The sequence below is a fragment of the Halohasta litorea genome, assembly GCF_024494645.1.
In the GTDB taxonomy this organism is placed as follows: Archaea; Halobacteriota; Halobacteria; order Halobacteriales; family Haloferacaceae; genus Halohasta; species Halohasta litorea.
This window is the reverse complement of sequence record NZ_JANHDJ010000002.1, coordinates 393,851-420,848: the sequence shown is the minus strand read 5'-3', so window position 1 is coordinate 420,848 and position 26,998 is coordinate 393,851. Positions and strand designations below refer to the sequence as shown.

Below are 26,998 nucleotides of genomic sequence, written 5' to 3'. Positions count from 1 at the left end.
CGGCGAACGTTATGGGACAGACGCTCACAGAGAAGATCCTTGACGATCACCTCGTCGAGGGGGACCTCACCCCCGGAGAGGAGATCGGTATCGAAATCGACCAGACGCTCACCCAGGACACGACTGGGACGATGGTCTGGCTGCAGTTCGAAGCCCTCGGACTCGAAGACGTCCAGACTGAGCTTGCCGCGCAGTACTGCGACCACCAGACCTATCAGTTCGACTTTAAAAACACCGACGACCACCGCTTCCTCCGCTCGGCGGCTGGCACCTTCGGCGCGCACTTCTCCCGACCCGGCAACGGTATTTGTCACAACGTCCACAAGGAGAACTTCGCCGCCCCCGGCAAGACGCTGCTGGGCTCCGACAGCCACACGCCAACGCCCGGCGGCCTCGGCCAGCTCGCGATCGGCGCAGGTGGCCTCGACATCGCCGTCGCCATGGGTGGCGGCGCCTACTACGTCGAGATGCCGGAAGTCGTCAACGTCCGACTTGAGGGCGAGCTTGAGGGCTGGGCCTCCGCGAAGGACGTCATCCTGGAGATGCTCCGCCGCCTCAGCGTGAAAGGTGGCGTCGGCAAGGTCTTCGAGTACACCGGCCCCGGCGTCGAGTCGCTCACCGTCCCCGAGCGAACGACGATCACCAACATGGGCACGGAACTCGGTGCGACCTCGTCGATCTTCCCGACCGACGACCAGACCGAAGACTACCTCGAACGCGTCGGCCGCGCCGACGAGTTCGTCGAACTCGGCCCCGACGAGGACGCCGAGTACGCCGACGAGATCACCATCGATCTCTCGGAGCTCGAACCGCTCATCGCCACGCCGAGCATGCCCGACAACGTCGTGCCCGTCCGCGAGGTCGAAGGCGAGCGCGTCGAGCAGGTCATGATCGGCTCCTGTACCAACGGCAGCTACGAGGACATCCTGCCCGCGGTGAAGATGCTCAAAGGCAACGAGGTCGCCAAACACACCGAGATGATCATCGCACCGGCCTCCAAACAGTCCGCCGAGATCCTCGCCCGACAGGGCCACGTCGCGGAACTGATGGCCGCCGGCGTCAACTTCTCGGAGGCGACCTGTGGTGCCTGTATCGGTATCGGTCACGTTCCGGCCTCGGATTCGGTCTCGCTGCGTACCTTCAACCGCAACTTCGAGGGTCGCTCGGGGATCGAAGACGACAACGTCTTCCTCTGTTCGCCGGAGGTCGCCACCGCCGCGGCCATCGCTGGCGAGATCGTCGACCCACGGGATCTGGCCGAGGAGTACGACCTCGAAGCCCCCGGTATCGAGCTGCCCGAGAAGTACGACGGCTCGAAGGCAGACCTCATCTCGCCGGACGAGGCGATCGACGACGAGCTCATCAAGGGCCCCAACATCGGCGACGTGCCGCTGAAGGACCCCCTCGGTGACACGGTCGGCGGCGAGACCATCCTCAAGATGGACGACAACATCACGACCGACCACATCATCCCCGCCACCGCGGATATCCTGAAATACCGGTCGAACATCGAGAAGCTCTCGGAGTTCACCCTCTCGCGTGTCGACGACACCTTCGCCGAGCGCGCCAAGGCGGCTCCCGGCGGCGTGCTGGTCGCTGGCGAGAACTACGGTCAGGGTTCCTCGCGTGAACACGCGGCGCTCTGTCCGATGTATCTCGGTATCGAGGCCGTCTTCGCCCAGAGCTTCGCCCGCATCCACAAGGCGAACCTGTTCAACTTCGGGATCGTCCCGCTGGCGATCGACGAGGAGACCTACGCAAAGATCGACCAGGGCGACGACATCGAGATCGTCGACAATATCGGTGAGGGCGTCCGCTCGGGTGCCGACGAGTTCACCGTCAGCGTCAACGGCGAGTGGGAGTTCACCGCCGAACTCGACGCCTCCGAACGCGAGCGCGACATCCTCGCTGCCGGTGGCAAGCTCTCGTGGACCAAACAGCAGGCCGAATCGGGCGGCGCGGCTCCGGCCGACGACTGAGCGACTCGGTCACACCCCGGTTCCGTTTTATTTATAACCAGTGAGCGGCTGGGCCGGTCACGGTTGCTGTGTTGTTCACCGTTCGTCTACCCACTGGCGGGACTCCGTTGACTTCTGTGACGAATGTAGCTCGAAGAACGTTCACAACTCAAAAATCTGCCTTCAGCTACATGTTAAATTTAAATTAAATACACAAAACGTATTTATTCCTGGTTCTTGTATCACTTCCCAGTCTATCAGTAGTAGTTACTGTTCCAGGAGCCAGCCATGAACGCTACCTCACAGACCCGGATCGCTCCGGGTTCGGAGATCCGTATTCTGCACGTCGACGACGAGCCGGATTTCGCCCGGATGGTCGCCGGAAACCTCGAACGGGAGGACGACCGCTTTTCGACCCAGTGGACGACCGACCCCGAAGAAGTCGCCGAGATCGTTGCGAGCGAGGCGGTCGACTGTGTTCTCAGCGATTACGCGATGCCGGAGCTGACCGGTCTCGACGTGCTCGGCGAGGTTCGGGCGGTCGACCCGGAGATCCCGTTTATACTCTTTACCGACACGGGCAGCGAGACCATCGCTAGCGACGCGATCTCGGCGGGCATCTCGGATTACGTCATCAAAAAGACGGTCAAAGAACAGTACGGGCTGTTGGCAACCAAGATCACGACCCACGTCGAGCGCCGCCGCGCCGAAGCGGTTGCGAGTCGCACCCGACAGCAGCTCCACGAACTCACCGAAAACACGAACGACGTGCTGTTCATCTTCTCGGCCGACTGGGACGAGCTCGAATACATCAACTCCCGCTATGAAGAGCTGTTCGATCGATCGGTTGCGTCGCTTCGTGAGAACCCGACAACGTTTTTAGAACCCGTCCATCCGGACGACGTCGATGATCTGGAAACCGCGATGGGGCGAGCCGCAAACGGGAGCTCACAACAGGTCGAGTATCGCATTCAGGCGGACTCGAACAAATGGGTCGAGTCCCATGCCGAGCCGATTTTCGATGAGACGGGCACGGTCGTCCGCGTTGCTGGCTTCACACACGAAATCACCGAGCGAAAGCAGCGTGAACTCGAACTGCGAGCCAAAAACGAGCGGCTCGAACGGTTTGCCTCGATCGTCTCACACGACCTGCGCAATCCGCTGAGCGTTGCCGACGGCTACCTCGAACTGGCCCGCGAGGAGGCCGACAGCGACCACCTCGAAACCGTCGCCCGTGCACTCGATCGCATGGAGACGCTGATCAGTGAACTGCTCGTCCTCGCCCGAGAGGGACAGGAAGTAACCGAAACCAAATCGGTGTCGCTCGACAAACTCGTGTTGTCGAGTTGGAACAACATCGACCAGCAGCACGCGTCGCTACAGGCCGAGACGAACGCCCTGATTCAGGCCGACGAAATTCGGCTGGGCCAAGTGTTTGAAAACCTCTTCCGGAATGCTATCGAACACGGTGGCGATGCCGTGACCATCAGCGTCGGCCTCCTGGACGACGAATCCGGGTTCTACGTCGAAAACGACGGGGACCCCATCCCGGACGACAAGCAGGACCAGATCTTCGAGACGGGATTCACGACGAACGAACAGGGGACCGGGTTCGGATTGGCGATCATCAAACGCATCGTGAACGCCCACGGCTGGGAAATCGATCTCGCAGACGGCCAGGACGGCGTGCGGTTCGAAATCACGGGCGCCGAACTCACCGATCAAACCAATACTCCCGATTAGACCGGACCGTCTCTCCCGGTCCCAAAGCAGAGTCAAGACGGGGCGGCCCCGGCTACAGAACAGCGGTCTCGCGGTTGTAACGCACCCCAGTCGGCGGCTCAGTCGGTGTACTCTTTGGCGGTCGTATACGCGTCCTGGAGCTGTTTGAACTCGGCTTCGGTACCGCCGCGATCTGGGTGGGCCTCCTTGGCCAGCGAGCGGTAGGCGCTCCGTACTTCGTCCTGGGAGGCTCCAGCATCCAAGCCGAGCTCCTGGAACGCATTGGTCACCGCCCGGTCGGCAGTCCGTCGGCTCCGGCCCGCCTCACGCTCGGGTTCCTCAACCTCGAAGGGGAGCCGCCGCCCGAGGGTGGCGACGGGCATCTCGTCCTCGCAGAGTACGACGTAGGTCGGGGCCGATTCGAGGCCGAAAAACACCCGCGGATCGAAAGTGATCGCAACGTCACGGTCGGGGAGATAGAACGCGGCCGCAAAGCCATCGAGGTCGGCGTTCTCGACGAACCGCTCGTCGATGGCGGAGAGATAGGATCGAATCTCGGCGTGGCGGCGGAGGTTCCCGTCGACGTATCCCTGCTGGCCGCTGCGGTCGATGGGCGGAAACAGGCGGTCCCCGAAATAAAAGACTGCGCCGACGGCCGCAGAGGCGACCGTCCCGAGGCCGACGCCTAACAGCAGCCATGTCGGGAGTTCGTTCAGCAGCTCGATGGGCACGGTCGTGGTTGGAGACGAGGGATAAAGAAACTCTCGGGAGCCGTCGTCAGATCACGTCTTCGGCCTTGAGTCCGGCGATCACGTCATCGACGAGGCTCTCGGCGTCCTCGTAGGGGAAGTCCTGATGGCCGCCGAGTTTCGAGGCGAGTTCCATCGCCGACAGCGTCCGGTCTCCGGCCGAGAACGTCGTGCCGGGACCATCCGGCAGCGCCGGAACCAGATCCATCTGGCTCGTTACCGGAAACTCGGCGTCGGCAAACGCGTCGGTGAACTGTTCGCGGAGTTCGGCCTCGATATCTGTCATACAGGAGTGTGGCGCGAAAGCGGCCAAAAACGTTCCGGAACGACAACACACCCCGGCAGTGGCCGACAGCCGAACACCCCGCGACGGCGAACCAAAGTATTCACTACGGGCGATGACAAACCTGCAGGTATGAGCGACAACGTAGTCTCTCGGCGTGGATTCCTCCGGGCCTCGGCCGGAGCGACCGCCGCGGCAGGCGCCGCGACTGCCACTGCTGGCACCGCCGCAGCACAGAGCGAAATGGCCGAGTTCACCGAACTCGAAGGCGTCGACGGCGGCACCGAGGACCTCCGCGGCGAAAGCGAGGTCACCGTCGAGGTCGGCGCAAGCGGCAACGGCGGCAACGTCGCCTTCAGCCCGGCGGGCATCTGGATCGATCCAGGAACGACCGTGATCTGGGAGTGGACCGGCGAAGGTGGCGACCACAACGTCGTCACGACCGATGGCCCGGCATCGCTCGAAAGCGAACAGACAGGTGAAGCTGGCTTTACCTACGAGTTCGAGTTCACCGAAGAACACGCCGGTATCACCAACTACCAGTGTGACCCCCACGCCCAGCTGGGGATGCTCGGGGCGGTCGCGGTCGGCGACGACGTACCGACCGTCGAGACCGGTGGCGGTGGCGGGAGTGGCGGCCCGCCACAGATCCCCAACAGCGCCAAAACCCTCGGGATCGCGACCTTCTTCGCGATGGTCTCGACGCTCTCGTTTGCCTTCTTCTTCATCAAGTACGGCGGCGACTACGAAACCGAGTAGCGCCGACCGCTCGGTTCGTCTGTACTGCCTCCTCACCGACTGAGGCGACGGTCTTGTCGCTCCCCCGGTGAGTAGCGGCGAGGGTTGCCGAAGGGTTGCATTTATCACCGCTCCAGCGTAACGGTAGACAATGCGAACTCCGACAGGCGGTTCTCCTGACGAGTTGGGTCAACTCGAAGCCAACAACGCGAACGTCTTTGGGCCGGAAATCGGCGACTTCTCCGGTCAGAACGGCCAGCACAGCGCGGGCGACACCGAAGACGCCACGATGAAAACCGGGACGACCACCGTCGGTCTCAAGACCGAAGACGGCGTCGTCCTGGCGACCGACATGCGCGCGAGCATGGGCTACATGGTCTCCAGCAAGGACGTCCAGAAGGTCGAAGAGATCCACCCGACGGGTGCGCTCACCATTGCCGGGTCGGTCTCGGCGGCCCAGAACCTCATTTCCTCCCTCAAGGCGGAGGTCCGACTCTACGAGGCCCGCCGCGGCGAGGACATGAGTATGCAGGCGCTGTCGACGCTCACGGGCAACTTCCTCCGCTCGGGGGCGTTCCTGATCGTCAGCCCGATCCTCGGCGGCGTCGACGAAGAAGGCAGCCACATCTACTCCATCGACGCGCTGGGCGGGACGACCGAGGAAGATTACACCGTCACCGGCTCGGGCAGCCAGTTCGCCCTCGGTGTGCTCGAACAGCAGTACGAGGAGGGGCTGTCGATCGAAGAGGCTGAGACCATCGCTGGCAACGCGATCAAGACGGCGATCGAGCGCGACCTCGCGTCGGGTAACGGGATCAACGTTGCAGTCGTCACCGAAGACGGCGTCGACATCACCCGATACAACGATGTCGACGAGATGATTTAAAAAGGCGACTCGTTTTTCCGTTTTGCCGACCGCCGAGCAACGGCCACTGAACTGCGACTGCTACTACAAGCCGAGACCTACCAGTCGGTGAAGTCGCCGTCGATCAGCGTTGCGGCCTGGTTTTCGATATACAACCGTTGGGTCGACTGGATCGCCTCGGCCAGCGAGTCGCCGTCATCGAGCCGCCCCCGGACCTGCTGTCGTTTCCAGCCCGCAGGCGTCAGGCCGGTTTCGATCCGCCACTGGAGCGGCTGGAGGTAGCGGTCGACGGCCGCTCGATCGAGGCCGACCGCCCGAAGCCCTTCGGCGGCGTGTTCCAGCAGGTCGGTCAAGGCGAGTTCGAGATCGTCGGTCTCCGAGCCGTCGGCAGTGATCCAGGAGATATCGGCCCCGAGACCATCGCGCATCGCCGTATAGAAGTTCTCGCGGGCGTCAGCCCACGGGAGGTCGACGACCGGGTGTTCGGTGCGGGTCAGCCCCTCCATCGCGCCCGCAAAAGCGACGGTCAGCGCCATCGAGTCCCGGACGGTCGGCTGGGCGGGCAGCGGGCGGAACTCGATGCGGGCGTTGGCCTGCGAGCGCGTCGGGCCGTCGAAGACCGGTCGGACCCACCGCCAGTAGGTGCCGTGTTTGCGTCGGAGGGTCGCGAAGTTGTCGTGGAACTCGCCTTCCTGGTCGACCGGCATCGGGATCATCGTCTCGTCCGTTACGACGCGGTCGACGGCCTCCTGGATGCTGTCGAGATCCTCCGGGAACCGGACCTTGTCGGTCTCGGTGACGCTGTTGAGTACGGATTCGAAGACGGCGATCCGGTTTTCCTGCCAGCCGTTCTCAAGGAGCCACTCGGGGTCGAGGTCGTCCTCGTAGCAGTCCGGCGGGAAGAAGGGGGCGTTGACGCCGAGCGCGAGCAGGGGGCCAGCGAGGCGGACGGCGTAGTTGAAATAGCGGGGGAGATCCATCGCCTGTTGGACCTGGTAGTGGGGCTGGATCGAGGTGATGAGGCTCTCGGGCATCACCGTCTCGGCTTCGAGGTCGACGCCCGGTGCGTCGACGCGGAACGCGCCGGTGCCGCTGTTGGCCATCGCGTGGTAGCGGACGGCATCGCTCATGTTGGTCGCGATCCGAACCCCGCCGTCGGAGACGCTGTCGGTGAGATACTCGCGGGCGGTCTCGCCGGTCGGCGGGATCGTCCACATGGCATCGCTGACCAGCCGCAATCCCTCGGCGCGGCTACAGTCGAGGGCTGCTTCGAGGCGGCCCCGGACCTCGGCTTCGATCGCTTCGAGCCCGTAGCTGTTGAACGGCTGGGGGCTGGCGGTCATCTCGGCGTTGTGGAGACCGAGTTCCTTCTCGAAGCCGATTAGCTCCAGGAGCCGACGTGGCACGCGGGCGAGGGCGAACTCGTTTTCGGTGGCGGTATGCCAGCGATCCTCGGAGACCGCATAAAACTCGTATTCGAGCCCGAGAATCGACTGGTGGTTGTCGAACGTTCCGGAATCGAGCTCCGAGAGTACGAAGTCGGCATCGGCTGCCGCCTCGGTGTTGTACGCCTCGGTGTCGACCGTAAGCACGTCTCTCACGGACGCCGCCAACTCGGACTTGGTCATCAGTTGGCCCTACTCTCGTTTCGAGCCTCTTGAACCCACCTAGCTTGGACGGCCCGCTACCGGCTCTTCCAGTCGAGGGTGACGGTGATCGTCTCGCGGCTGCTCCGGAGTAGGGAACTGGTTTCGTGGACGCTGACCTCGTAGCTGACGGTTTCGGGCGGCTGGAGCCTGATCGACTTGTTTCCCACCCGCACATGGACATCCTCGCTGGACTCGAACTCGTCGGCGAGCGACCGCAGGCTCTCGGCGACGCTGGATCTGTCGAGTTCGCTCTCGTGGACGGTCTTCTCGGCCATATGTGACAGTCGATAACACGACACATAAAACCAATTTGCGATTGTGATGAATACGCAGCGGGCAGGGGTCGGATCGCCGAATTTAGGAGCCTCGGCTGGCAATCGCGGCCAATGGAGTTCGAGGCGTTCGCCAAGCGAGTCGACGGAATCGAGGCCGAGGCGGGAGATATCGAGACGATCCAGGAGGTCGCAGCCCTGTTTGGGGCCGCCGACGCGGAGCTTCCAGTCGTCGTCCGCTTCGTTCAGGGACGAGTGTTTCCCGCGTGGTCCTCGACAACCCTCGATATCGGCCCCTCGCTCTGTTATACCGCCATCGCCCGCGCGGCGGGGCCGAACGTCTCGGCCGACGATGTCGAGGCCCGGCTGGCCGACCAAGGAGAGATCGGTGCGGTCGCCGAGGGCTACGAGTTCGGCGACCAACAGGGATTGGCCGCCTTCGGCAGCGGGGCTGCCGAGGGGCTGACCGTCGACGAGGTCGACAGCGAACTCCGGGCGCTGGCCGACGCCGACGGCTCGGGAAGTCAGGACCGCAAAGTCGACCTGCTGTTCGGGCTGTTCCGTCAGTGTTCGCCGCTCGAAGCCCGGTATCTCGCCCGACTCGTCCTCGGCGAAATGCGGATCGGCGTCGGCGAAGGAACTGTCCGCGATGCCATCTGTGAGGCCTTCGACCAGCCGACCGAGACCGTCAGCCGCGCCCTCCAGGTGACGAACGATTACGGCGAGGTGGCCGCCGTTGCCCGCGAGGAGGGCGCGGCTGGTCTCGACAGTCTGGAACTCGAAGTCGGCCGCCCGGTCCAGTCGATGCTCGCCCAGGCCGGGACCGCCGCCGAGGCGCTCGATTCGTGGGGCGAGGCCGCCGCCGAAATCAAGTTCGACGGCGCACGGGTCCAGATCCACGTCCAGGAGGGAGAGGAAAGCGGGCTCGGCGAGATTTCCATCTACTCCCGCAACATGGACGACGTGACCGCGGCGCTGCCCGATGTCGTTGAGTTTGTGAGGCAGTCGGTAACCGACTCGTGTATCCTGGATGGCGAGGTCGTTGCCGTCGACGATGCGGGCGACCCTCTGGCCTTCCAGCACGTCCTCCGGCGGTTCCGCCGGAAACACGATATCGAACGGATGGTCGAGGAGGTCACGCTCCGGCTCCACGCCTTCGACTGTCTCCGCGCCGGTAGCGAGGGCCTCCTTACAAAGCCGCTCGTCGACCGCCACGACCGACTCGAAACTGTATTTAAAAACGGCGAGGCCGACGAGGCGGTTGCCGAACTCCTGCTGTCCGACGATCCCGACGAACTCGCCGCCTTCGAGGCCGACGCGCTGGAAGCAGGCCACGAGGGGATCATGCTGAAAAACCCCCAGTCGGCCTACTCGCCGGGCGACCGGGGCCAAAACTGGCTCAAACGGAAACCCGATGTGGAGACGGTCGACCTCGTGGTTACGGGCGCGGAGTGGGGCGAGGGACGGCGGGCGAGTTTTCTGGGGACGTTTCTGCTCTCAGTCCGCGATCCGGAGACCGCCAGCTACCGGACGATCGGCAAGGTCGCCACGGGGATTACCGACGAGCAACTGGCCGAGCTAACCGAGCTCCTGGAGCCCCACATCACCGCCGAATCGGGCCAGACCGTCGAGATCCAGCCATCGGTCGTCTTCGAGGTCGGGTATGAAGAAATCCAGCCGTCGCCGACCTACGCGTCGGGCTATGCGCTGCGATTCCCGCGGTTCGTCGCAGTCCGCGAGGACAAATCGCCCGCCGACGCCGAGACGGTCGGCCGGATCGAACGGCTCGCCGAGAGCCAGTAGTCGGATAGTCAGCTACAAGCCGCTTGCTGGCGGTAGCCGAACCATGACCGTTCGACACCGCACCCTCACCGTCGACTGGCTCGGCTATGCGACCGCACGGCTCGAATCGACCGCCGGAACCGTCGTCTACACCGACCCGGGCCGGTACGGCGTCCTGGAGGGCCAGTATCCGAAGGACGGCCACCTCGTCGTCATCACCCACGGCGACCACTACGATTCGGACGGGATCGAGCGCGTCGCCCGCCCGGACGCGACGGTGGTCGTCTTCGAGGGCGTCGACGCCAGCCGGATCGACCGCGATGTGACGCCGGTCGAGGAACTCCCCTACGAGGTGGTTCGCTGTAGCGACGACGACTATCTGACGGTCGACCTCGACACCGACGCGGGCGAGATGACGGTCGACTGCTGGACCGTCCCGGCGTACAATCGACCCGACGGTCCCTGTGCTGACGCCGAGGGGAACGTCCCCCACCCCGAGGGCGAGGGCTGTGGGTTCCGGCTCGCTATTGCGGGGACGACCGTCTTCTGGCCCGGCGACACCGACGCCCTCGATGGCTTCGCCGAACTGGAGGTCTCGCTACTGTTGGCCAACATCGGCGGCAGCGTCGTGATGGACCGCCACGCGGCGGCCGATCTCGCCGAGCGGATGGACCCCGATCTCGTGGTGCCGATCCACTACGACACCTTCGACCTGTTGGCGGCCGACGACGAAGCCTTCGCCGTCGACGTCGCAAGCCGGTCGGTCCCGATCGCACTCGACCGGCCGAACTGATAATTAAATAGTCGCCGCCTACCAGCGCAAACGGCAAGGTCGACGCCCTGAAAAAAACAGCCATGACGTTGCAGATCATGCCCACCTACGACTCCCTGGAGACGGCCCGCGAGCGGTTTCGGTGGGAGCTACCCGACGACTACAATCCGGCACGAGATTTCCTGCGGAAACACGAGTCCAATCAGCCCGCACTGGTCTACGAAACCGACGATGGGGCGGTGTCGACCCACAGCTACGGCGAGCTCGACGATCGGTCCGACCGGCTCGCCGCGGCGCTCCGCGAGCTCGGGATCGAAGCGGGCGACCGGGTGGCGGTCGTGGTTCCGCAGAAGCCCGCCAATCCGATCGCCCATCTCGCCATCTGGAAGCTCGGCGCGATCTCGGTTCCCCTCACGGTCCTCTTCGGCCCGGAGGCCCTCGAATACCGACTCGACGACAGCGGCGCGAGCGCGGTCGTGGTCGACCCAAGCGTCCAGGAGACGGTCGAGGCGGTCCGCGATTCGTGTCCCGGTCTCGATCACGTGATCGAACTCGGGAAGTCGGCGGTGGGAGACGTCCACGCTTTCGAGCGGCTCGTGTCGGATCACGACCCCGGCATCGAGATATACGAGTCGACGCCCGCAACGCCCTCGGCGATCATGTACACCAGCGGCTCGACCGGGCCGCCGAAGGGGGTGCTCCACAGCCACGCGCTGTGGCTCGGGCGGGCGGGCGGCGGCCTACAACTACTTCGATCAAGGAGTGGAAGGGTCGACGCTGTGGACTCCGGCCGACTGGGCGTGGGGGGCGGCCCTCGGCGGGACGCTGTTCGCCGGACTCCACTACGGCGCGACAATCGTTGCGTGGCCGCGCGAGGGGTTCGACCCCGAGGCAGTCTTCGAGTTTTTGGCCCGCCACGAGGTCAGCCATTCGTTCATGCCGCCGACGGCACTCCGGATGCTGATGGGCGTCGACGATCCGGCCGACCGCTACGATCTCTCGCTGAAGGCGTTGGCGGCGGCGGGCGAACCACTCACGCCGGAGATCCTGGAGTGGGCCGCCGACACGTTCGACGGCGTGCCGGTCAACGAGTTCTACGGCCAGACCGAGCTCAACCTCGTCGTCGGCAACAGCTCGACGTGGTTCGATGCTCAACCGGAAAGTATGGGCCAACCGTTGCCGGGCTACGAGGTGCGGGTCGTCGACCCCGACGATCCCGACCCGGCCGACCCGCTCCCGCGGGGTGAGGCTGGCGAACTCGCGGTCACGCCGGAAGACCGCCGGGTCTTCTTCGACGAGTACTGGAACCTCCCCGGGAAGACGGCCCAGAAGGAGGTCGACGGCTGGTTTCTGACCGGCGACATCGTCGAGCGCGACGCCGAAGGCTACTGCTGGTTCGTCTCGCGGGCCGACGACGTGATCCTCACCAGCGGCTACCGCGTTGGCCCGATGGAGATCGAGAGCGTCCTCCTGGACCATCCGGCCGTCGAGCAGGCTGGCGTCGTCGGGGTTCCCGACGAGACCCGCGGCGAGGCGATCAAAGCCTTCGTCCAGCCCACCGGGGAGGGGTCGGCAACGCTTCGGGACGATTTGAAAACGCTCGTCCGCGAGCAGCTCGCTGAGTACGAGTATCCCCGGGAGATCGAGTTCATCGACTCGCTGCCGACGACCACGACGGGCAAGATTCGGCGGCAGGATCTCCAGGAGCGATCGGACCGCTAAGGTAGTCGCCCGCTACTGTTATTCCGGGTACAGTTCGAGCGTCCGGTCGATGTCATCGATTCGTCGACACTCGTCGTCGGTCAGGGTGAGTTGCCGGGCGGCCAGATTCGCTTCGAGATGTCGACGGCTGCTGGCTTTCGGGATCGTTACTACGTTCGGCTTCGATAACAACCACGCGATCGCGACTGTCTCAGGTGTTGTGTCGTGAGTGGTTGCGATGTCGACGACCGCCTCGATCTCGTTGACGGTCCCGCCTGCGAGTGGTGAGTACGCCACTACCTGGTAGTCGTGTGTTTGGGCGTGGGTCAGGAGCGCTTCGGACCACCAGAGCGGATGAAACTCGACTTGATGGGCCGCGATGGGTGCCGAAAGCAGATTTCGGGCGGTTTCGAGCTGGTCGATGGTGAAGTTGCTCAGTCCAATTCCACCGATGATGCGGTCGGAATACAGTTGATCGAACGCCGCCAGCGTCCGCTCCGGATCGTAGCTGTCGATCGGTCGATGGACGTACAGCAGGTCGACGCGCTCGAGGCCCAGTCGATGCAGGCTCGCTTGCGTTGTTTCGCTGACGTCATCGGGCGCGAGACTGTCGGCCCAAACTTTCGTCGCCACGATGAGTGCCTCGCGGTCGACGGTGCTTGCTGCGAGTCCGTCGCCGATAACGCCCTCGGTGTCGTATATCTGAGCCGTATCGAGATGTCGGTAGCCGACATCGAGGGCGGTCGTGATTGTCGAAGGGTCGTCGACGCCCATCGTTCCGAGCCCGATCGGTGGGAGTTCCATACCGTGTTTCGAGCGGTCATCACCAAGAACGCCACTGATCCGACTGCCTGTGTCGACTGGCCTGATAGTCTCGAAAACACCCCCTTCACACCGCCTACTAAGGAAACTGCTGTGGTATCTGAGTGCGATGCAACAGAACGACCCAACTGCACTGTCCGACGGCGTCGACACCGCTGGCCCCGACGACGCCCGATCGATCGTCTTCGTCCACGGCGCGGTCTTTACACGGAAAATGTGGGCCCCACAGCGCGAGGCGTTGGCCGACGAATTCCATGTCGTCACGCCGGATCTCCCCGGCCACGGAACACGGGCCGACGGTTCGTTCGAGTTGGAGTCGGCTGTCGAGCTGCTCGATCGCGTTGTTGAAGCGGAAACAGACGGGAGGCCACTGATTGTCGGCCTCTCGCTGGGTGGCTATGTCGCCACCGAGTACGTCAGCCACCACCCCCAACGGGCCGATGGCGTCGTCCTCTCGGGGTGTAGTGCGAACCCGGTCGACGGGATGGGGCTACTGACGCGTGCGACTGGTGGGGTCACCCGCCTCGCCACCCGGAGCGACCGGATCACCCGATTCGTTGAGAACCGAGCGGCCGACTGGGTCCGTAAGCGGGATATTACGGAGGCCCACAAAGCGGAGATCATCGACTCCGGGTTTTATCCGAAACAGTTCGGTAACGCAGGCCCACAACTCGCCGGGCGTGATTTCCGTGCCGCCCTCGCGTCGTATCCCGGCCCGTCGCTCGTACTCAACGGCGAGCGCGATTACGTGATGCGCCGCGGTGAGGATGCCCACGCCGAAGCCGCCCAGCAGGGACGGGTCGAGGTGATCGAAAATGTCGGCCACGTCGCCAATCTCCACCGACCGACAGCCTACACGAACACGATCCGGGAGTTCATCAGTCGAACTGTATCGGCCTAATGCTCAGATGGCAACGACCCATGCGGTGTAGCTCGACTCGTAGCCGTAGACGTCTTGAAACGCCTCGTCGACGAACATCGCCAGCCGGTTGGCGTCCGACCGGGCCGTGATTCGGGCGTGGGTCCCCTCGGCCTCTTCGGGGCTCTCCAAGCTCTCTGTGCGGAACTCGGGATACTCGTCGAGCAGCCCCTTTAGCCGGTCGAGTTCCCCGTCGGTACAGTCCATTGAGACCGTCGTGTCACTGAACTGGATCCAGGGGATGAGTTCCTCGGTCGATTCCGGCGGGAGCGAGTCGGGCTCGATCGTGAGGAACTCGCTGCCCCGGTTGCGGTGGGCGGTGATCGCCTCGGCGAACAGGGTCCGACGGTCGGTTGGTGTGTCGGCATCGAATCTGGTCATACCGGCAGTAGGCACCGCCTAATCAAAGAAGCGGTGTTTCAGCCTCGCTCTATTTAAATACTAGTCGGCGAGGAGCGTCGACAGCCGGGCGTTTTCTTTGATGTTAATCCCGCCCTGGCTGACTGTCAGCGGAACGGGGCCCAGTGTCTCGCTGGCCCCGAGGTGAAGCGTCGGGTGGAATGCGCCACGGGCTCGGACTGCATCGCGCGTCTGAACCACGAGGGAAACATCCGCCGGGATCGACAGCGTCTCGTTGTACTCGATCAGGTAGGTTCCCTCGGCGAGTTCCCACCAGCCGTAGTCGTCTTCGGGGTCGCGTTTTTCGGTGTCGATCGGTTCTGTCTCGGCAGCATCGAGTTCGCCGCCACCGAAGTCGACCCGACCCGGTTCGACCACCCGGCTGATCGAATCGACGGTCAGATCCAGCCCACGGCCCTCGGTCTGTGTCGGTTCGTAGACGAGATCCTCAACGAATGCAGTGAGATCCATACACGCGTATTCGCCATCGGGTTTAAAAAGGTCTGCTCCGCGTGGTGGCATTCGGTCGGATCGCGGCGGTTTCTTCAAGCATTTAACCCCGGCGGCTGACTGAGAGCATATGAGCAAGCGAATTCTGCTACTTGGCGCACCCGGCGCAGGCAAAGGTACCCAGAGCAAGCGGCTGGCCGACGAGTACGACATCGAACACATCACCACGGGCGATGCGCTCCGTGCGAACAAGGACATGGAGACCGAACACGGCACGCCGCGGGAGTATATGGACGCTGGCGATCTGGTCCCCGATCCGGTGGTCAACGAGATCGTCGACGCCGCGCTGTCGGATGCCGACGGTTTCGTCCTGGATGGCTACCCGCGGAACCTCTCGCAGGCCGAATACCTCAGCGAGCAGACCGATCTGACCGCAGCGATCTTCCTGGATGTCGGCGAGGACGAACTCGTTCGCCGACTCACCGGTCGCCGGATGGACCCCGAAACGGGCGACATCTACCACACCGAGTTCAATATGCCCGACGACGAAGCGGTCGAGGAGCGACTCGTCCAGCGGGACGACGACACCGAGGCGGTCGTCAAAGACCGCCTGGAGACCTACTACGAGAACACCGAGCCCGTGATCGAACACTACCGGGAGGCGGGCGAGCTCGTCGAGGTCGACGGCGAGGCCCACCCCGACGAGGTCTTCGAGCGCATCACCGAGGTCGTCGACGCCTGATCGCCGTCGCCTCGTCCGTTGCGGCTGACTATCACAGCGAGTGAACAGACACCGAGAGTACAACCTTCTTAACCGACCGTTGCCTACCGGCTGCTAATGAGCAGGATCGAACGCAAAGTCCGGTCGATGGTCAAGGCGGACGCCGAGATGAAATCGGCGATCCGGACGGTCCTCGACAGCGCCACCGACAACGAAGTCCAGTGGGTCGACGTGCGCGACAACATTACCAGCGGCCAGTGGGGGCGGCTGATCGAGAAAGGGGTTCTCGTCGACGGCGAGTCGGGGTTCCGCATCGAAGAGCCAGAGGCCGTCCGTGACGGGCTCGAAGAGCCCAGCGATAGCGGCGAGGAGATCGAAAGCAGCTCATGGTCGAAGTGGGACAAGGGCGCAGCAGGCGTCACGGTACTGATGTTCGCGGGCTATTTATGGCCGCCAGCCCGCGAACTCGTGGGTAATGGGGTCGACATCCTCCTCGCGCCGGTGCTCGGCGTCCTCCCGTTCTACGCCGTCATCATGATCATCGCGGTGGCGACCGGTCTCTACTCGACGCTGCTACGGGTCGCGCTGATGGACATGGACAAGATGGGTCAGTACCGCGAGCAAATGGAGGAAGTCAAAGAGCGCCGCGAGGCAGCCAAGGAGCGCGGCGACGAGGAGGCCCTCGACGAGATCCAAGAAGAGCAGATGGAGATGATGGGCGACCAGCTCGGGATGTTCAAAGAGCAGTTCCGCCCGATGGTCTGGATCATGTTCCTCACCATCCCGGCGTTCCTCTGGATGTACTGGGCGGTCGGCTACCGCGGAGCCGACGCGCAGTACGAACTCCAGTCGCTAGTGATCCCCTTCGCCGGCAGCGTCGACTGGACGACCGCGATCTTCGGCCCGATTCAGGTCTGGATCGTCTGGTACTTCCTCTGTTCGATGGCGTTCCAGCAGGTCATCCAGAAGGGACTCAACATCAGCATGACGCCGTCGAGCTAACTGCGGTCGGCCCGTTCTACTGAATTATATACAGACTACCAACTGGTAGCCAGCGGCTATTTATAAGTACTCGTTAGAGTTCGAGTCCGCGGATCGAAACGCCCTCACCGTCTTCGACGTGGCCGATTACGTGGCCGTCCGTCGATTCGGCCAGCGACTCGGCGGCCGCTTCGTCGCCCACCGCCGCGACAAAGCCAGTGCCCATATTAAAGGTGGTGTGCATCTCCTCGTCGGAGACGTTGCCCTCCCGCTGGACGAACTCGAAGACCGGCTGGGCGTCGAACAGGTCGTCGACAACGTACCGATTGTCGCCGAGTCGTTCGAGGTTGGTCCAGCCGCCGCCGGTGATGTGGGCCGCCCCCCGAACGCCGGCCTCGCGCATCGGATCGAGCAGGTCCGTGTAGATCCGGGTCGGCTCCAGGAGCGCCTCGCCGACCGTCTCGTACCCCTCGTGGGGGAACGAATCGGTGTATGCGTGGTTTTTTGTTGCCGCTGTTCGGGCCAGCGTGAGTCCGTTCGAGTGAATGCCGGAGGACTCCCAGCCGACGAGCGTGTCGCCCGGTTCGGCCTCGCCCTCGAAGAGGGCGTCTTTGGCCGCCAGCCCGGCGCAGGCTCCGGCGAGATCCAGACCCTTGATGACGTCGGGCATCACGGCGGTTTCGCCGCCGACAAGTTCGATATCAGACTGCTCGGCACCGGCAGCGAGTCCCTCGCCGACCTGTTCGGCGAACGTCTCGTCGGGTTCGTCGATTGCGAGATAGTCGACGAAGGCGACCGGTCGGACCCCCGCGGCGACCAGATCGTTGACGTTCATCGCGATGCAGTCGATCCCGATCGTCGAGTAGTCTTCGAGGGCTTCGGCCACCAGCAGTTTGGTGCCGACGCCGTCGGTGGCGAGTGCGAGATAGCGGTCGCCGATGTCGAGCAGACCCGCGTAATCGCCTTCGCTGTCGCCGGTCGCGCCGATGAGCGCGGCGGTGGCGGCCTCGCTGGCCTCGATGTCGACACCCGAGTCGGCGTAGGTGAGTTCCTCCTCGTCAGCAGATCCGTCGTCGTCAGTCATGTCTCAAGGGGCGCGGAGTGAACACAAAAACACGGTGATTCGACCCTCAGAGAAGCGGGAACGACAGCAACGGCTCAGCCAAGCGGAACTTCGATCAACGAGAGGGTATCGCTTGGGAGCTGTGCTTCAAGGAGTTGACCGAGCCCGTCCCAGTCGTCGGGTCGGTATGCGTCGACCCCGAAACTCTCGGCGAACGCGACGAAATCCGGGTTCGTGAGTTGGGTGCCGAAGGCCTCGCCACGGTGGTCGGCCTGTTTGGCCGAAATGAGTCCGTAATCGTCGTCGACGAAGACGACCACGGTAAAACTACAGCCGAGCCGTGTTGCGGTCTCCAGCTCGGCGGCGTTCATCAGAAAGCCGCCGTCGCCGTTGGCGACGACGACGTTGTCGTCGACCGCGAGATCGGCGGCGATCCCGCCCGGCAGGGCGATGCCCATACTCGCCAGTCCGTTGGAGATCAGGCAGGTGTTGGGCTCGTAGGACGGAAACCGCCGGGCAATAGTTAGTTTGTGGCTACCGACATCCGAGAGCAGGATGTCCGAATCGGCCATCGCCGACCGGAGCAGCGAGACGGTCCCGGCGACCGTAAACGGCTCGGCGTCGGGCTCGCTTCGGGCATCTTCGAGGATCGTCTCGTGGGCCTCGGCACACCACAGGGAGTCAGTCTCGACCGTCGCGCCGACCTCGTCGAGTGCCGAACCCAGCCCCTCGATCCCCGCACCGATATCGGAGACGAGTTCGACGGTCGGATTGTAGTGGCTGTAGACCTCCGCCGGTTCGTGGTCCAGATGGAGGATCGTTTTCTCTCGATCTGGATTCCACTTCTCGGGGTCGTGTTCGGCGATATCGTAGCCGACTGCGAGGACGAGATCCGCGGCCGCGACCGCGTCGGCTGCCTCGTCGTCCGGCCCCGAGTCGAGCGTGAACAGCGACTGCTCGCTGCGGTCCGAGACTGCGCCCTTTCCCATGTAGGTCGACACCACTGGCGTCGTGGTCCGCTCGATGAACGAGCGGAGCTGGGTCACGGCATCCGTCCGAACCGCCCCGTTGCCCGCAAGCACGATCGGTCGATCGGCGGCCGCGAACGCCTCGGCGGCCCGCCGCAGCGAGTCGGGATCGGGACTCGGCCGACGCACTCGGTCCCGAACCGGCAGTGGCTCGCCATCCGCCGGAGCGGCCATCACGTCCTCGGGGAGTTCGATCTGGGTCGCGCCCGGTTTCTCGTAGGTCGACAGTTTGAACGCCTTGCGGACCGATTCGGCGATGATCCGGTCGTCGTCGATCTGCGTGTTCCATTTGACGACCGACTCGAAGATATCCGGAACGTCGAGGGCCTGGTGGCTCTCTTGATGGAGCCGTTCAAGCCCGCCTTGGCCGGTGAGGGCGACCAGCGGGGCCTTATCGAGGTGGGCGTCGGCAACCCCCGTCAGGAGATTTGTGGCTCCTGGACCGAGCGTCCCGAGACAGACCCCAGCCTCGCCGGTGAGTCGACCGTGCACGTCGGCCATGAACGCCGCGCCCTGTTCGTGGCGCGTCGGCACGAACTCGATTTGCGATTCCCGAATCGCAAACAGAATATCTTCCAACTCCTCGCCCGGAATCCCGAAGACGTACTCGACGCCTTCGGCCTCCAGACAGTCGACCAGTAGCTCCGCGCCCGTCTGTCTCATCGATCGCCTCCCGTCTGATCCGGTCGGCTCATTATTCGACTCCCGCATACGAATCGTCGCCCGTTTCGCCCTCGCCGAGACCGTGTTGGACCCAGATCGTCTTCGCATTGACGAACTCCCGAATCCCGTGTCGGCTCAGTTCACGGCCGTAACCGGAGTTCTTGACGCCGCCGAACGGCAAGCGGGGGTCGGATTTCACGAGCTCGTTGACGAAACAGAGTCCGGCCTCGAACCGGCGGGCGAAGGCCTCGCCGCGGTCGAGGTCGCTCGTCCAGACGCTCGCGCCGAGCCCGAAGTCGGTATCGTTCGCTACCTCGATGGCCTCCTGTTCGTCGCTGACGCGGGTGACGCTGGCGACCGGGCCAAACGTCTCCTCGGTCGCGGCCGCGGAGTCGGAGGGGACCTCCGTGAGAACGGTCGGCTGGTAGTAGGCTCCCTCGCCGTCGACCGCCTCCCCGCCGGTGAGGAGTTCGGCCCCGGCGTCGAGGGTGCGCTCGATCTGGTCGTCGAGATCCTCGCGTAGATCCGGGCGAGCCATCGGGCCGATGTCGGTCGCTTCGTCCATCGGATCGCCGACGGTGAGCGCCTCGACCTCGTCGACGAAGGCGTCGACGAACTCGTCGTAGACCGCGTCGTGGACGATAAAGCGCTTGGCAGCGATACAGGACTGGCCGGTGTTCTGGAGCCTGGCAAACGCTCCGCGCTCGGCGGTGGCTTCGATCGGTGCATCATCCAGGACGACGAACGGATCGCTGCCGCCGAGTTCCAACACCGAGGGTTTGAGCTGCTCGCCCGCTTTCCTGCCGACGGCGCGACCCGCACCCTCGCTGCCGGTAAGCGTGACACCGGCGACGCGGTCGTCCTCGATGATGGGGTCGACCTCCGACGACGAAATCAGGAGCGTCTGAAAAACCCCCTCCGGCAGCCCGGCGTCCTCCAGGACTGCCTCGATGGCCAGCGCGCAGCCGGGGACGTTCGAGGCGTGTTTCAGGAGGCCGACGTTGCCAGCCGCGAGATTCGGCGCGATGAATCTGAAGGCCTGCCAAAACGGGAAGTTCCACGGCATGATCGCCAGAATCGGGCCGAGCGGCTCGTAGCTGACGAGCGTCCGGGCATCGGGGTCGCTTTCGATCACCTCGTCCTGGAGATGCTCGGCGGCGGTTTCGGCGTAATACTCACAGACCCACGCGCATTTTTTGACCTCCGCGCGGGCCTGTTCGATGGGTTTGCCCATCTCGCGGGTCATCAGCTCGGCGTACTCCTCGACGCGCTCGTCGAGTCGCTCGGCGGTCTTTTGAAGAAGCGTCCCTCGGTGGGCTATCGACTGCTGGCTCCAGTCGTCGAACGCAGTCTCGGCATTGCTGAGGGCGGTGTCGATGTCGTCGGTGTCGTGTGTTTCGTACTCGTCGAGTGGCTCGCCGGTCACGGGGTTGATGCTCTCCATGGCAAGAGGTCGCGCTCCGGCAGCAAATGTGTCCGCACCGTCGCTATATCCGGAAACTAAGGCCGATCGACAGCATCGAGCCGACCGTCAGCAGGGCAGACAGGAGGAACGTCCCGAGCCAGACGGGCGTGCTCCAGCGTTTGACCGTCTTCCCGTCGAGCGGGCCGTAAGGAACGAGATTGAAGGCGGCCAAAAAGAGGTTGATGATGATCCCGAACCGGCCGAGCGTGGCCAGCAGGTCGACGCTCAGCGCAGTTCCGCCGAGATAGGCGGGCAAGAAGACCGCGGCCAAAAGCAGGTTCGTCACCGGCCCGGCGATGGCGATGTGGCCGTGTTCCCGCTCATTTAAATACCCACGATGGTGGACCGCCCCCGGCGCGGCGAAGATGAAGCCGATCAGCGCCGACATGATCGCCAGAAACAGCATACTGTAGTCGGCGCGGAACTCAGCGAGCTGGCCGTAGTGGACCGCAACGACCTTGTGAGCGACCTCGTGGAGCAGGAAGGCCACGCCAGCGGTCAGCAGGCTCACGACTAGTAACTGAGGGACAAAAATCAGGGTGGCAATGTTCGGCCCGCCGCCAGCAAAGAAGATAGCGAAGGCGACCCCGAGTGCGAGCCACGCGACCAGCAGGTCACGGACTTCGGTCGGGCTGAACTCGTAGCCCGCGATCCGGTAGCCGAGACTCATGTGAGGGTACTCCAGATGAGTTCGGCGCTGTTACGGGCCCCATCCAACATCAGCCGCGAGATTCCCTCAACGCCACCCAACTCGGTACCGAACTGCGGGAGGATGTAGCTCACGAACAGCACGCTGGCGACGATGGAGCCGACGTTGGTCAGTGCGACGATCATGATCAGCTTGAACATCGGCACCTCGAACATCTCCGAGAGGATTTCCCCTACTGGCTTGGTCTCGTCGGACAGCAGGCCGTTGAGCGTCGAGATGTCGCCGATGTTGACCGAGAGATGTCGGAGTTCGACGTAGCCAGTGAACCAGCCCGGCGCGAGGGCGGGGTTGATCGAGGTCATCCACGCCACCGCACCGCCGACGCCTGCGGAGGACCATCGTGCGCCAGCCAGCTTGGCGAACCCGGCGGCGAAGATCCCATTGATCAGGAACCACGCGCCGAACAGCCGCAGCAGGAAGCCGTCCTGGACCCCGGCCATCGCAAGTAGGATGAAGAAGGCCACGAAGCCGACCGACAGCACGATCCCGACGAGCTTGCCCCACGGCAGTCGACTGCCTTTTTCCTCGCCGGTCAGCGACTCCATCGGCGGCAGCGTGGACGGATCGGCCAGGTATCCCTCGATCCCCTCGCGGTGGCCCGCGCCGACGACCGCCAGCACGTCGTAGCCAGCCTGCCGGAGCCCCACCAGTTGGTGGGCGATGTAGGCGTCGCGTTCGTCGATGAGGGCTTCGGCACCGCCGGGGCTGAACTGGCGGAACTCCTCCATCATCACCGTCACCACGTCGGCATCGGTCAGGTCCTCGATATCCATCTCGTCGAGCCCCTCGGTCTCGGGTTGGGTCGACCCCCGAAGGCCGATAATTGCGGCTGCGACGAGGCCGAACAGCAGGCCGCCGACGAGCCCCAGCGCGAGGCTGCCGACGATGGTGATCGTAAAGCCACCCAGATAGCTCCCGATGAGGCTGTCTGCGAGGCCGGTGGCCGCCGCCAGTATGCCGACCACGCCGCCGCTGCCGACGGCGGTTGCAAGACGCTGGTCGCCACCGAGGGCGAGGCCAGCCAGTTGGTCGACCACGAGCGCGGTGCCGAGGCCGAGCAGCGCGCCGCTTGCGGCCCGCAGATAGATCGCCTCGGTGATGCCGAGGGTGCCGCCGAACAGCGCGAGGACGGGGCCGGCGAGCAGGCCGACGATCAGCCCGACCATGATCCCGACCACGCGGCTATCGGTGACGCCGAAGGCGAGGCCGCCGACCATCCGCAGTTTTTCGGTGATCGTCATCCGCGCCCAGAAGCGCTGGATCGTCTCCTGGATGTCTCGGTCGACCAAGGCGACGCCGCAGCCGTGTTTTTCGGCCGTCTCGATGGCGGCCATCATATCCGCGCCGGGTTCGACGTCAAACTGGTCACCGAGTCGGGTCTGGACGTAGGAGAGCATCCAGTAGGCCAGAAACTGAAAGACCGTATTGCCTTTCAGGAGGTCACTGGCGTCGAGGTCATCGGGTTCTTCGCCCTGTAGCTGTCGGTACCGTCCCTCGTCGAGTTCGACCGCCACCATGTCCGGTTTGTCCTCGGCAATCCGTGTTTCGACCTCACGGACGCTGGCCTCGGAGACGTGGGCGGTCCCAACGACACTTACCCGTCCCTCGCCGCCGGAGGGTTCCGGGTCCGCTGGTTCGCTCATTGGGCGTGATAGCGTTCCATCCCGTTTACCAGTGTCGGAACCGACGGTTCCCAGTGGCTGCCGGGAACAGTTATTCATAGCCGTCTCCCGAAGGGGATGTATGGACCACTCCGCGGAGGTAACGGGGATCGGCATGGGCGTCGGACCCGAGGGCGAGAACGTCCCTGCGGTCATCCTCACGGCGCGCGAGGAGTATCTCCCGATCTTCGTGACGGCCGACCAGGCCCAATCGATCCAGCTTGCGCTCTCGGGCGAACCGTTCGAGCGACCGCTCACCCACGATCTACTCGTCGAGATGGTCACGGAGTTCAGCGGCGCGATCGACGGCGTGCGCATCGACGACCTGGCCGACGGCACCTTTTATGCGAAGATCGACGCCGAACGGTACGACGACGGCGAACCCGAAGGGTTCGTCTTCGATGCCCGCCCCAGCGACGCGATCGCGCTGGCCGTCCGGGTCGAATGTCCGATCTCCGTCTCCGATGAGATCCTGGATGCCGCCGGGCGCTCGCCCGAGGAAGTCGACATCAGCCGCGCCGACGAAGGCGGACCGGTCTCGGACGATCCGTTCTCCGACGACCCCTTCTCCGAGGAGTTCGACGAGTAGACTCCCCGTGGCGACCGACGGACTTTCCGCGGTCGGCTTCCGAAACGATTCATGGACGAGACAGCGACGCTTGTAGACTCCTACACTGAGATGACCGAACTCCTCCTCCCGAACGACACCAACAACCTCGGCCGGGCCCTCGGCGGTGTCGTGCTCCACTGGATGGACATCTGTGGGGCCATCGCGGCGATGCGGTTTTCCAACCGCCAGTGTGTGACCGCCTCGATGGAACACGTCGACTTCATCAGCCCCATCGACATCGGCGAGGTCGTCGTCGTCGAGGCCTACGTGTTCAACGTCGGCCGGACGAGCATCGACGTGAAAGTCGACGTCCGCGCCGAAAACCCCGTCGAGGGCGAGGAACGACCGACCACGAGTTCCTTCTTCACGTTCGTCGCCCTCGACGACGACGGCGTCCCGACCGAGGTTCCCGAGTTGGTGTGTCCGAGCGAGGCCGAGGAGGCGCTCCGCCAGGAGGCCGTCGACGGCCGGAAAGAACAGCTCTCGGAGCTGGTCGACCGGCTCGAATCGTAAGCAGTCGTCCCGTTTTCGGCCGACCTGTGGCCGACAATCGCGGCCACCGAACTGCACATTTATGTGCGTTCTGCCGCAACAACAAACCGACTATGACAGTCGAACTCACGTGGCACGGCCACTCCACATGGCACGTCAGCGTCGACGACACCGACCTCCTGATCGACCCGTTTTTCGACAATCCGCACACGGATCTCGACCCCAGTGATGTCGAGACGCCGGACTATCTCCTGCTTACGCACGGTCATGCCGACCACATCGCCCACGCCCCCGAGTTCAGCGACGCCACGCTGGTGGCGACCCCCGAAATCGTGAGCTACGCCCAAGCCGAACTGGGCTTCGAGGATGCCATCGGGATGAACCTCGGCGGCACCGTCGAGTGCGGCGACGCCTTCGTGACGATGGTTCGGGCCGACCACACCAACGGGATCAACACCGAACACGAGTACGAGGGCGGGATGCCCGCCGGCTTCGTTATCGGCGATACCAAGCCGACCCAAGCCACCGACGAAGAGTCGACCACCTTCTACCACGCGGGCGACACCAGCCTGATGACCGAGATGCGGGAGGTCACGGGCGCGTATCTCGAACCCGACGCCGCGGCGGTGCCGGTCGGCGACCACTTCACGATGGGGCCGTGGCAGGCCGCCGTCGCCGTCGACTGGCTCGATGTCGACCACGCCTTCCCGATGCATTACGATACGTTCCCGCCGGTCGAAATCGAGATCGACGACTGGGTACGGGAGGTCAAAGCCACCGGCAGCACCGCAGAACCCCACGTCCTGGAGGGGGACGAAACGTTCGAACTGTAGCTCGTCGGGGGCGCACCCACTGTCGGCCGATCCCACACCGTCAGTCGACACCGAACTGTATCGCGCTGTGACTCACAGGTAATCAAAACCGTCTTCGTTCGCGTCGGGAGTGAGCAACGTTTAGGTCGGTCGCAGGCGTCGACCGAGATGCATGACGGATATCGAAACCACCACGGTCAGCGAGGAAGGCTACGCAACCACGAGTCAGGTCGGCGACTTCGAGCTCTCGATCGACGCCACCGACGAGACGGGCCCGAACCCCAACGCGGTGCTCGTCGCGGACTACGCCTCCTGTTTCCTGCCTGCGTTCCGTGTCGGCGGCAACAAGGAGGGACACGACGATCTGGGCACGATCCAGATCGACGCCGAGGCCGACATCGACGAGGGCGATGACCTCTCGGCGATCCGCTTTGCGATCCACGTCGAGGCCGACCTCTCCGACGACGAACTCGACGCCATCGTCGACCGCGCCGAAGACATCTGTCACGTCCACGCCGCCCTCAAACCCGAACTCCACGCCGAGATCGAGGTCCACGGCGGCGCGTTCTAACCCGGCCAACGCAGCCAACGCTCACGTCTTTTATAAATAGCCGAACTATCGCGGATCGCAACCAGCGCCGACTACTGCCGAGTGCGGTGGTAGCTCCGGTAGGTCATCGCCTGGCCGTCGATAATGACCACGTCCCGTCCTTCGGGGTCGTGGCTGGGTGGCTGTGGCGATTCGTCGCCGAAGACGTACGGTGTGTCACTCGGTTCCATGCACTCCCCTTACCGCCGGGAGATATAAACCTTTGTCAGACAATACCACACATGTCTTTTCGAGCGGCGATGGCGATCACGGTCCAATAAATACTCGCCTGCTACCAGCAGGGTCAGTCGGCGTGGCCATCGAGAACCGCTTCGAGTTCGGCGAGCGAGTCCAGGACGTAGTCGGGAGTGGTCGGGGAGTCGGCCAGCGTCTCGGCGTTGGTGATCCCGGTGCGGACCAACACGGTCGTCATCCCCGCCGCCGCGCCGAGTTCGATATCGGTATTGAGTCGATCGCCGACGACCAGACACTCCTCGGGCGGACAGCCGAGGTAGTCGAGCACCGTCCGGCGGGCGAAGTCGGAGGGTTTGCCACAAATCACGTCGACCTCCCGGTCGGTCACCCCCTCGATGGCGTGGAGCATCGCTCCGGTGCCGGGGATGTTGTATCCCGTCTGGGGGATCAGCATATCCGGATCGGTCCCGATAAACGGGATCTCGTCGTCGAGGGCGACGATCGCATCACAGAGCGACTGGTAGCCGAACTCCCGATCCATCGACGCCACCAGCGCGTCGGCGGCCTCGGGGTCGTCCGTGAGAGAGAGATCGGCTGCCAGCAGTTGGCTGTCGAGTCCAGGATCGCCGATCACGAACAGTCGATCGTCGGCGTGCTCGCTGCGGAGATATTCGGTGGTGATCGTTCCGGCGGTGAATACCTCCTCGCGGTCGACGTCGAACCCGGCCGTCTCGAACCGAGATTCGTAGGCTGCGGGCCGCTTGGTCGGATTGTTCGAGAGAAACACCCGGTCGAGTCCCGCCTGCGAGACGGCAGCGAGACCCGCGGCGGCCCCCGGAATCGGCTCGTCGCCGCGGACGACCGTGCCGTCTACATCCAAAACAATCCCGTTGTACGACATACCACACCGTTGGCCGTCGTGGAATTG

Annotated in this window: 27 protein-coding genes and 1 pseudogene; 14 read left to right on the top strand and 14 right to left on the bottom strand. The window is 64.1% G+C overall.

What is annotated here, in order from left to right; translation table 11 throughout:
• The first annotated feature begins 11 nt into the window (after positions 1-11).
• A complete protein-coding gene (locus tag NO877_RS07070; RefSeq protein ID WP_256395621.1) occupies positions 12-1,979 on the top strand; it encodes an aconitate hydratase in 1,968 nt (655 codons plus the stop codon).
• 267 nt (positions 1,980-2,246) lie between these two features.
• Entirely contained in the window at positions 2,247-3,701 is a 1,455-nt protein-coding gene (locus NO877_RS07065; protein WP_256395620.1) for a sensor histidine kinase, read from the top strand.
• A 98-nt stretch (positions 3,702-3,799) separates the two neighbouring features.
• On the opposite strand, the gene NO877_RS07060 is transcribed toward NO877_RS07065, so the two are convergent.
• Complete coding sequence (locus NO877_RS07060; RefSeq protein WP_256395619.1) at positions 3,800-4,411, bottom strand: J domain-containing protein; 612 nt, start codon at positions 4,409-4,411, stop codon at positions 3,800-3,802.
• A 46-nt stretch (positions 4,412-4,457) separates the two neighbouring features.
• The gene (locus NO877_RS07055) at positions 4,458-4,715 is read right to left on the bottom strand and encodes an MTH865 family protein (RefSeq protein WP_256395618.1); all 258 of its coding nucleotides are present in this window, start codon (positions 4,713-4,715) and stop codon (positions 4,458-4,460) included.
• A 129-nt stretch (positions 4,716-4,844) separates the two neighbouring features.
• On the opposite strand from NO877_RS07055, the gene NO877_RS07050 reads away from it, so the two are divergent.
• Together NO877_RS07050 and psmB are read left to right on the top strand one after the other, a co-directional pair.
• Entirely contained in the window at positions 4,845-5,471 is a 627-nt protein-coding gene (locus tag NO877_RS07050; protein WP_256395617.1) for a halocyanin domain-containing protein, read from the top strand.
• Positions 5,472-5,601: 130 nt separating this feature from the next.
• Positions 5,602-6,336, top strand: a complete 735-nt coding sequence (gene psmB / locus NO877_RS07045; RefSeq protein WP_256395616.1) for an archaeal proteasome endopeptidase complex subunit beta — start codon at positions 5,602-5,604, stop codon at positions 6,334-6,336.
• A gap of 77 nt (positions 6,337-6,413) precedes the next feature.
• On the opposite strand, the gene NO877_RS07040 is transcribed toward psmB, so the two are convergent.
• Both NO877_RS07040 and NO877_RS07035 read right to left on the bottom strand, forming a co-directional pair.
• Positions 6,414-7,943 carry a glutamate-cysteine ligase family protein gene (locus NO877_RS07040; RefSeq protein WP_256395615.1) on the bottom strand — a complete coding sequence of 510 codons (1,530 nt, stop codon included), beginning with the start codon at positions 7,941-7,943 and terminating at the stop codon, positions 6,414-6,416.
• A gap of 56 nt (positions 7,944-7,999) precedes the next feature.
• Entirely contained in the window at positions 8,000-8,239 is a 240-nt protein-coding gene (locus NO877_RS07035; protein WP_256395614.1) for an amphi-Trp domain-containing protein, read from the bottom strand.
• Between the two features lie 111 nt (positions 8,240-8,350).
• On the opposite strand from NO877_RS07035, the gene ligA reads away from it, so the two are divergent.
• The 3 genes and pseudogenes from ligA (at position 8,351) to NO877_RS19905 (ending at position 12,512) form a co-directional block, all read left to right on the top strand.
• Positions 8,351-10,039, top strand: coding sequence for an ATP-dependent DNA ligase LigA (gene ligA / locus NO877_RS07030; protein WP_256395613.1), 1,689 nt, complete (start codon positions 8,351-8,353; stop codon positions 10,037-10,039).
• Between the two features lie 43 nt (positions 10,040-10,082).
• Positions 10,083-10,811, top strand: coding sequence for an MBL fold metallo-hydrolase (locus NO877_RS07025; RefSeq protein WP_256395612.1), 729 nt, complete (start codon positions 10,083-10,085; stop codon positions 10,809-10,811).
• 62 nt (positions 10,812-10,873) lie between these two features.
• Positions 10,874-12,512: pseudogene (locus NO877_RS19905) on the top strand (acetate--CoA ligase).
• A gap of 18 nt (positions 12,513-12,530) precedes the next feature.
• Here the strand turns inward: NO877_RS19905 and NO877_RS07010 are convergent.
• Positions 12,531-13,295: an aldo/keto reductase gene (locus NO877_RS07010; protein ID WP_256395610.1), complete on the bottom strand. Its 765-nt coding sequence runs from the start codon at positions 13,293-13,295 to the stop codon at positions 12,531-12,533.
• 127 nt (positions 13,296-13,422) lie between these two features.
• Here NO877_RS07010 and NO877_RS07005 point away from each other — a divergent pair, with 127 nt between their 5' ends.
• Positions 13,423-14,214: an alpha/beta fold hydrolase gene (locus NO877_RS07005; protein ID WP_256395609.1), complete on the top strand. Its 792-nt coding sequence runs from the start codon at positions 13,423-13,425 to the stop codon at positions 14,212-14,214.
• A gap of 3 nt (positions 14,215-14,217) precedes the next feature.
• Here the strand turns inward: NO877_RS07005 and NO877_RS07000 are convergent, their stop codons facing one another.
• Both NO877_RS07000 and NO877_RS06995 read right to left on the bottom strand, forming a co-directional pair.
• Complete coding sequence (locus tag NO877_RS07000) at positions 14,218-14,613, bottom strand: DUF7975 family protein (protein ID WP_256395608.1); 396 nt, start codon at positions 14,611-14,613, stop codon at positions 14,218-14,220.
• A gap of 60 nt (positions 14,614-14,673) precedes the next feature.
• A complete protein-coding gene (locus NO877_RS06995; RefSeq protein ID WP_256395607.1) occupies positions 14,674-15,102 on the bottom strand; it encodes a dCTP deaminase/dUTPase family protein in 429 nt (142 codons plus the stop codon).
• Positions 15,103-15,211: 109 nt separating this feature from the next.
• Between NO877_RS06995 and NO877_RS06990 the strand changes: the two genes are divergently transcribed.
• Together NO877_RS06990 and NO877_RS06985 are read left to right on the top strand one after the other, a co-directional pair.
• Positions 15,212-15,823, top strand: coding sequence for an adenylate kinase (locus NO877_RS06990; protein WP_256395606.1), 612 nt, complete (start codon positions 15,212-15,214; stop codon positions 15,821-15,823).
• 96 nt (positions 15,824-15,919) lie between these two features.
• Entirely contained in the window at positions 15,920-16,804 is an 885-nt protein-coding gene (locus NO877_RS06985; protein WP_256395605.1) for a DUF106 domain-containing protein, read from the top strand.
• A gap of 73 nt (positions 16,805-16,877) precedes the next feature.
• On the opposite strand, the gene purM is transcribed toward NO877_RS06985, so the two are convergent.
• The 5 genes from purM to NO877_RS06960 form a co-directional block, all read right to left on the bottom strand.
• Complete coding sequence (purM, locus tag NO877_RS06980; RefSeq protein WP_256395604.1) at positions 16,878-17,867, bottom strand: phosphoribosylformylglycinamidine cyclo-ligase; 990 nt, start codon at positions 17,865-17,867, stop codon at positions 16,878-16,880.
• Positions 17,868-17,941: 74 nt separating this feature from the next.
• On the bottom strand, positions 17,942-19,537 hold the full coding sequence (locus tag NO877_RS06975) for an acetolactate synthase large subunit (protein ID WP_256395603.1): 1,596 nt from the start codon (positions 19,535-19,537) through the stop codon (positions 17,942-17,944).
• Between the two features lie 31 nt (positions 19,538-19,568).
• Complete coding sequence (locus NO877_RS06970) at positions 19,569-20,981, bottom strand: NAD-dependent succinate-semialdehyde dehydrogenase (protein WP_256395602.1); 1,413 nt, start codon at positions 20,979-20,981, stop codon at positions 19,569-19,571.
• Between the two features lie 43 nt (positions 20,982-21,024).
• The gene (locus NO877_RS06965) at positions 21,025-21,672 is read right to left on the bottom strand and encodes a zinc metalloprotease (protein ID WP_256395601.1); all 648 of its coding nucleotides are present in this window, start codon (positions 21,670-21,672) and stop codon (positions 21,025-21,027) included.
• The gene (locus tag NO877_RS06960) at positions 21,669-23,354 is read right to left on the bottom strand and encodes a TraB/GumN family protein (protein ID WP_256395600.1); all 1,686 of its coding nucleotides are present in this window, start codon (positions 23,352-23,354) and stop codon (positions 21,669-21,671) included. The genes NO877_RS06965 and NO877_RS06960 overlap by 4 nt, the downstream gene beginning before the upstream one ends.
• Positions 23,355-23,454: 100 nt before the next feature.
• On the opposite strand from NO877_RS06960, the gene NO877_RS06955 reads away from it, so the two are divergent.
• The 4 genes from NO877_RS06955 (at position 23,455) to NO877_RS06940 (ending at position 25,857) form a co-directional block, all read left to right on the top strand.
• A complete protein-coding gene (locus tag NO877_RS06955; protein WP_256395599.1) occupies positions 23,455-23,961 on the top strand; it encodes a bifunctional nuclease family protein in 507 nt (168 codons plus the stop codon).
• 51 nt (positions 23,962-24,012) lie between these two features.
• On the top strand, positions 24,013-24,495 hold the full coding sequence (locus NO877_RS06950; protein WP_256395598.1) for an acyl-CoA thioesterase: 483 nt from the start codon (positions 24,013-24,015) through the stop codon (positions 24,493-24,495).
• Between the two features lie 92 nt (positions 24,496-24,587).
• The gene (locus NO877_RS06945; RefSeq protein ID WP_256395597.1) at positions 24,588-25,307 is read left to right on the top strand and encodes a metal-dependent hydrolase; all 720 of its coding nucleotides are present in this window, start codon (positions 24,588-24,590) and stop codon (positions 25,305-25,307) included.
• A gap of 151 nt (positions 25,308-25,458) precedes the next feature.
• A complete protein-coding gene (locus tag NO877_RS06940; protein ID WP_256395596.1) occupies positions 25,459-25,857 on the top strand; it encodes an OsmC family protein in 399 nt (132 codons plus the stop codon).
• Between the two features lie 71 nt (positions 25,858-25,928).
• Here NO877_RS06940 and NO877_RS06935 read toward each other — a convergent pair whose 3' ends face one another.
• Positions 25,929-26,066, bottom strand: coding sequence for a hypothetical protein (locus tag NO877_RS06935; RefSeq protein ID WP_256395595.1), 138 nt, complete (start codon positions 26,064-26,066; stop codon positions 25,929-25,931).
• Positions 26,067-26,179: 113 nt separating this feature from the next.
• Positions 26,180-26,971, bottom strand: a complete 792-nt coding sequence (locus NO877_RS06930; protein ID WP_256395594.1) for an HAD-IIA family hydrolase — start codon at positions 26,969-26,971, stop codon at positions 26,180-26,182.
• Between the last annotated feature and the right edge of the window lie 27 nt (positions 26,972-26,998).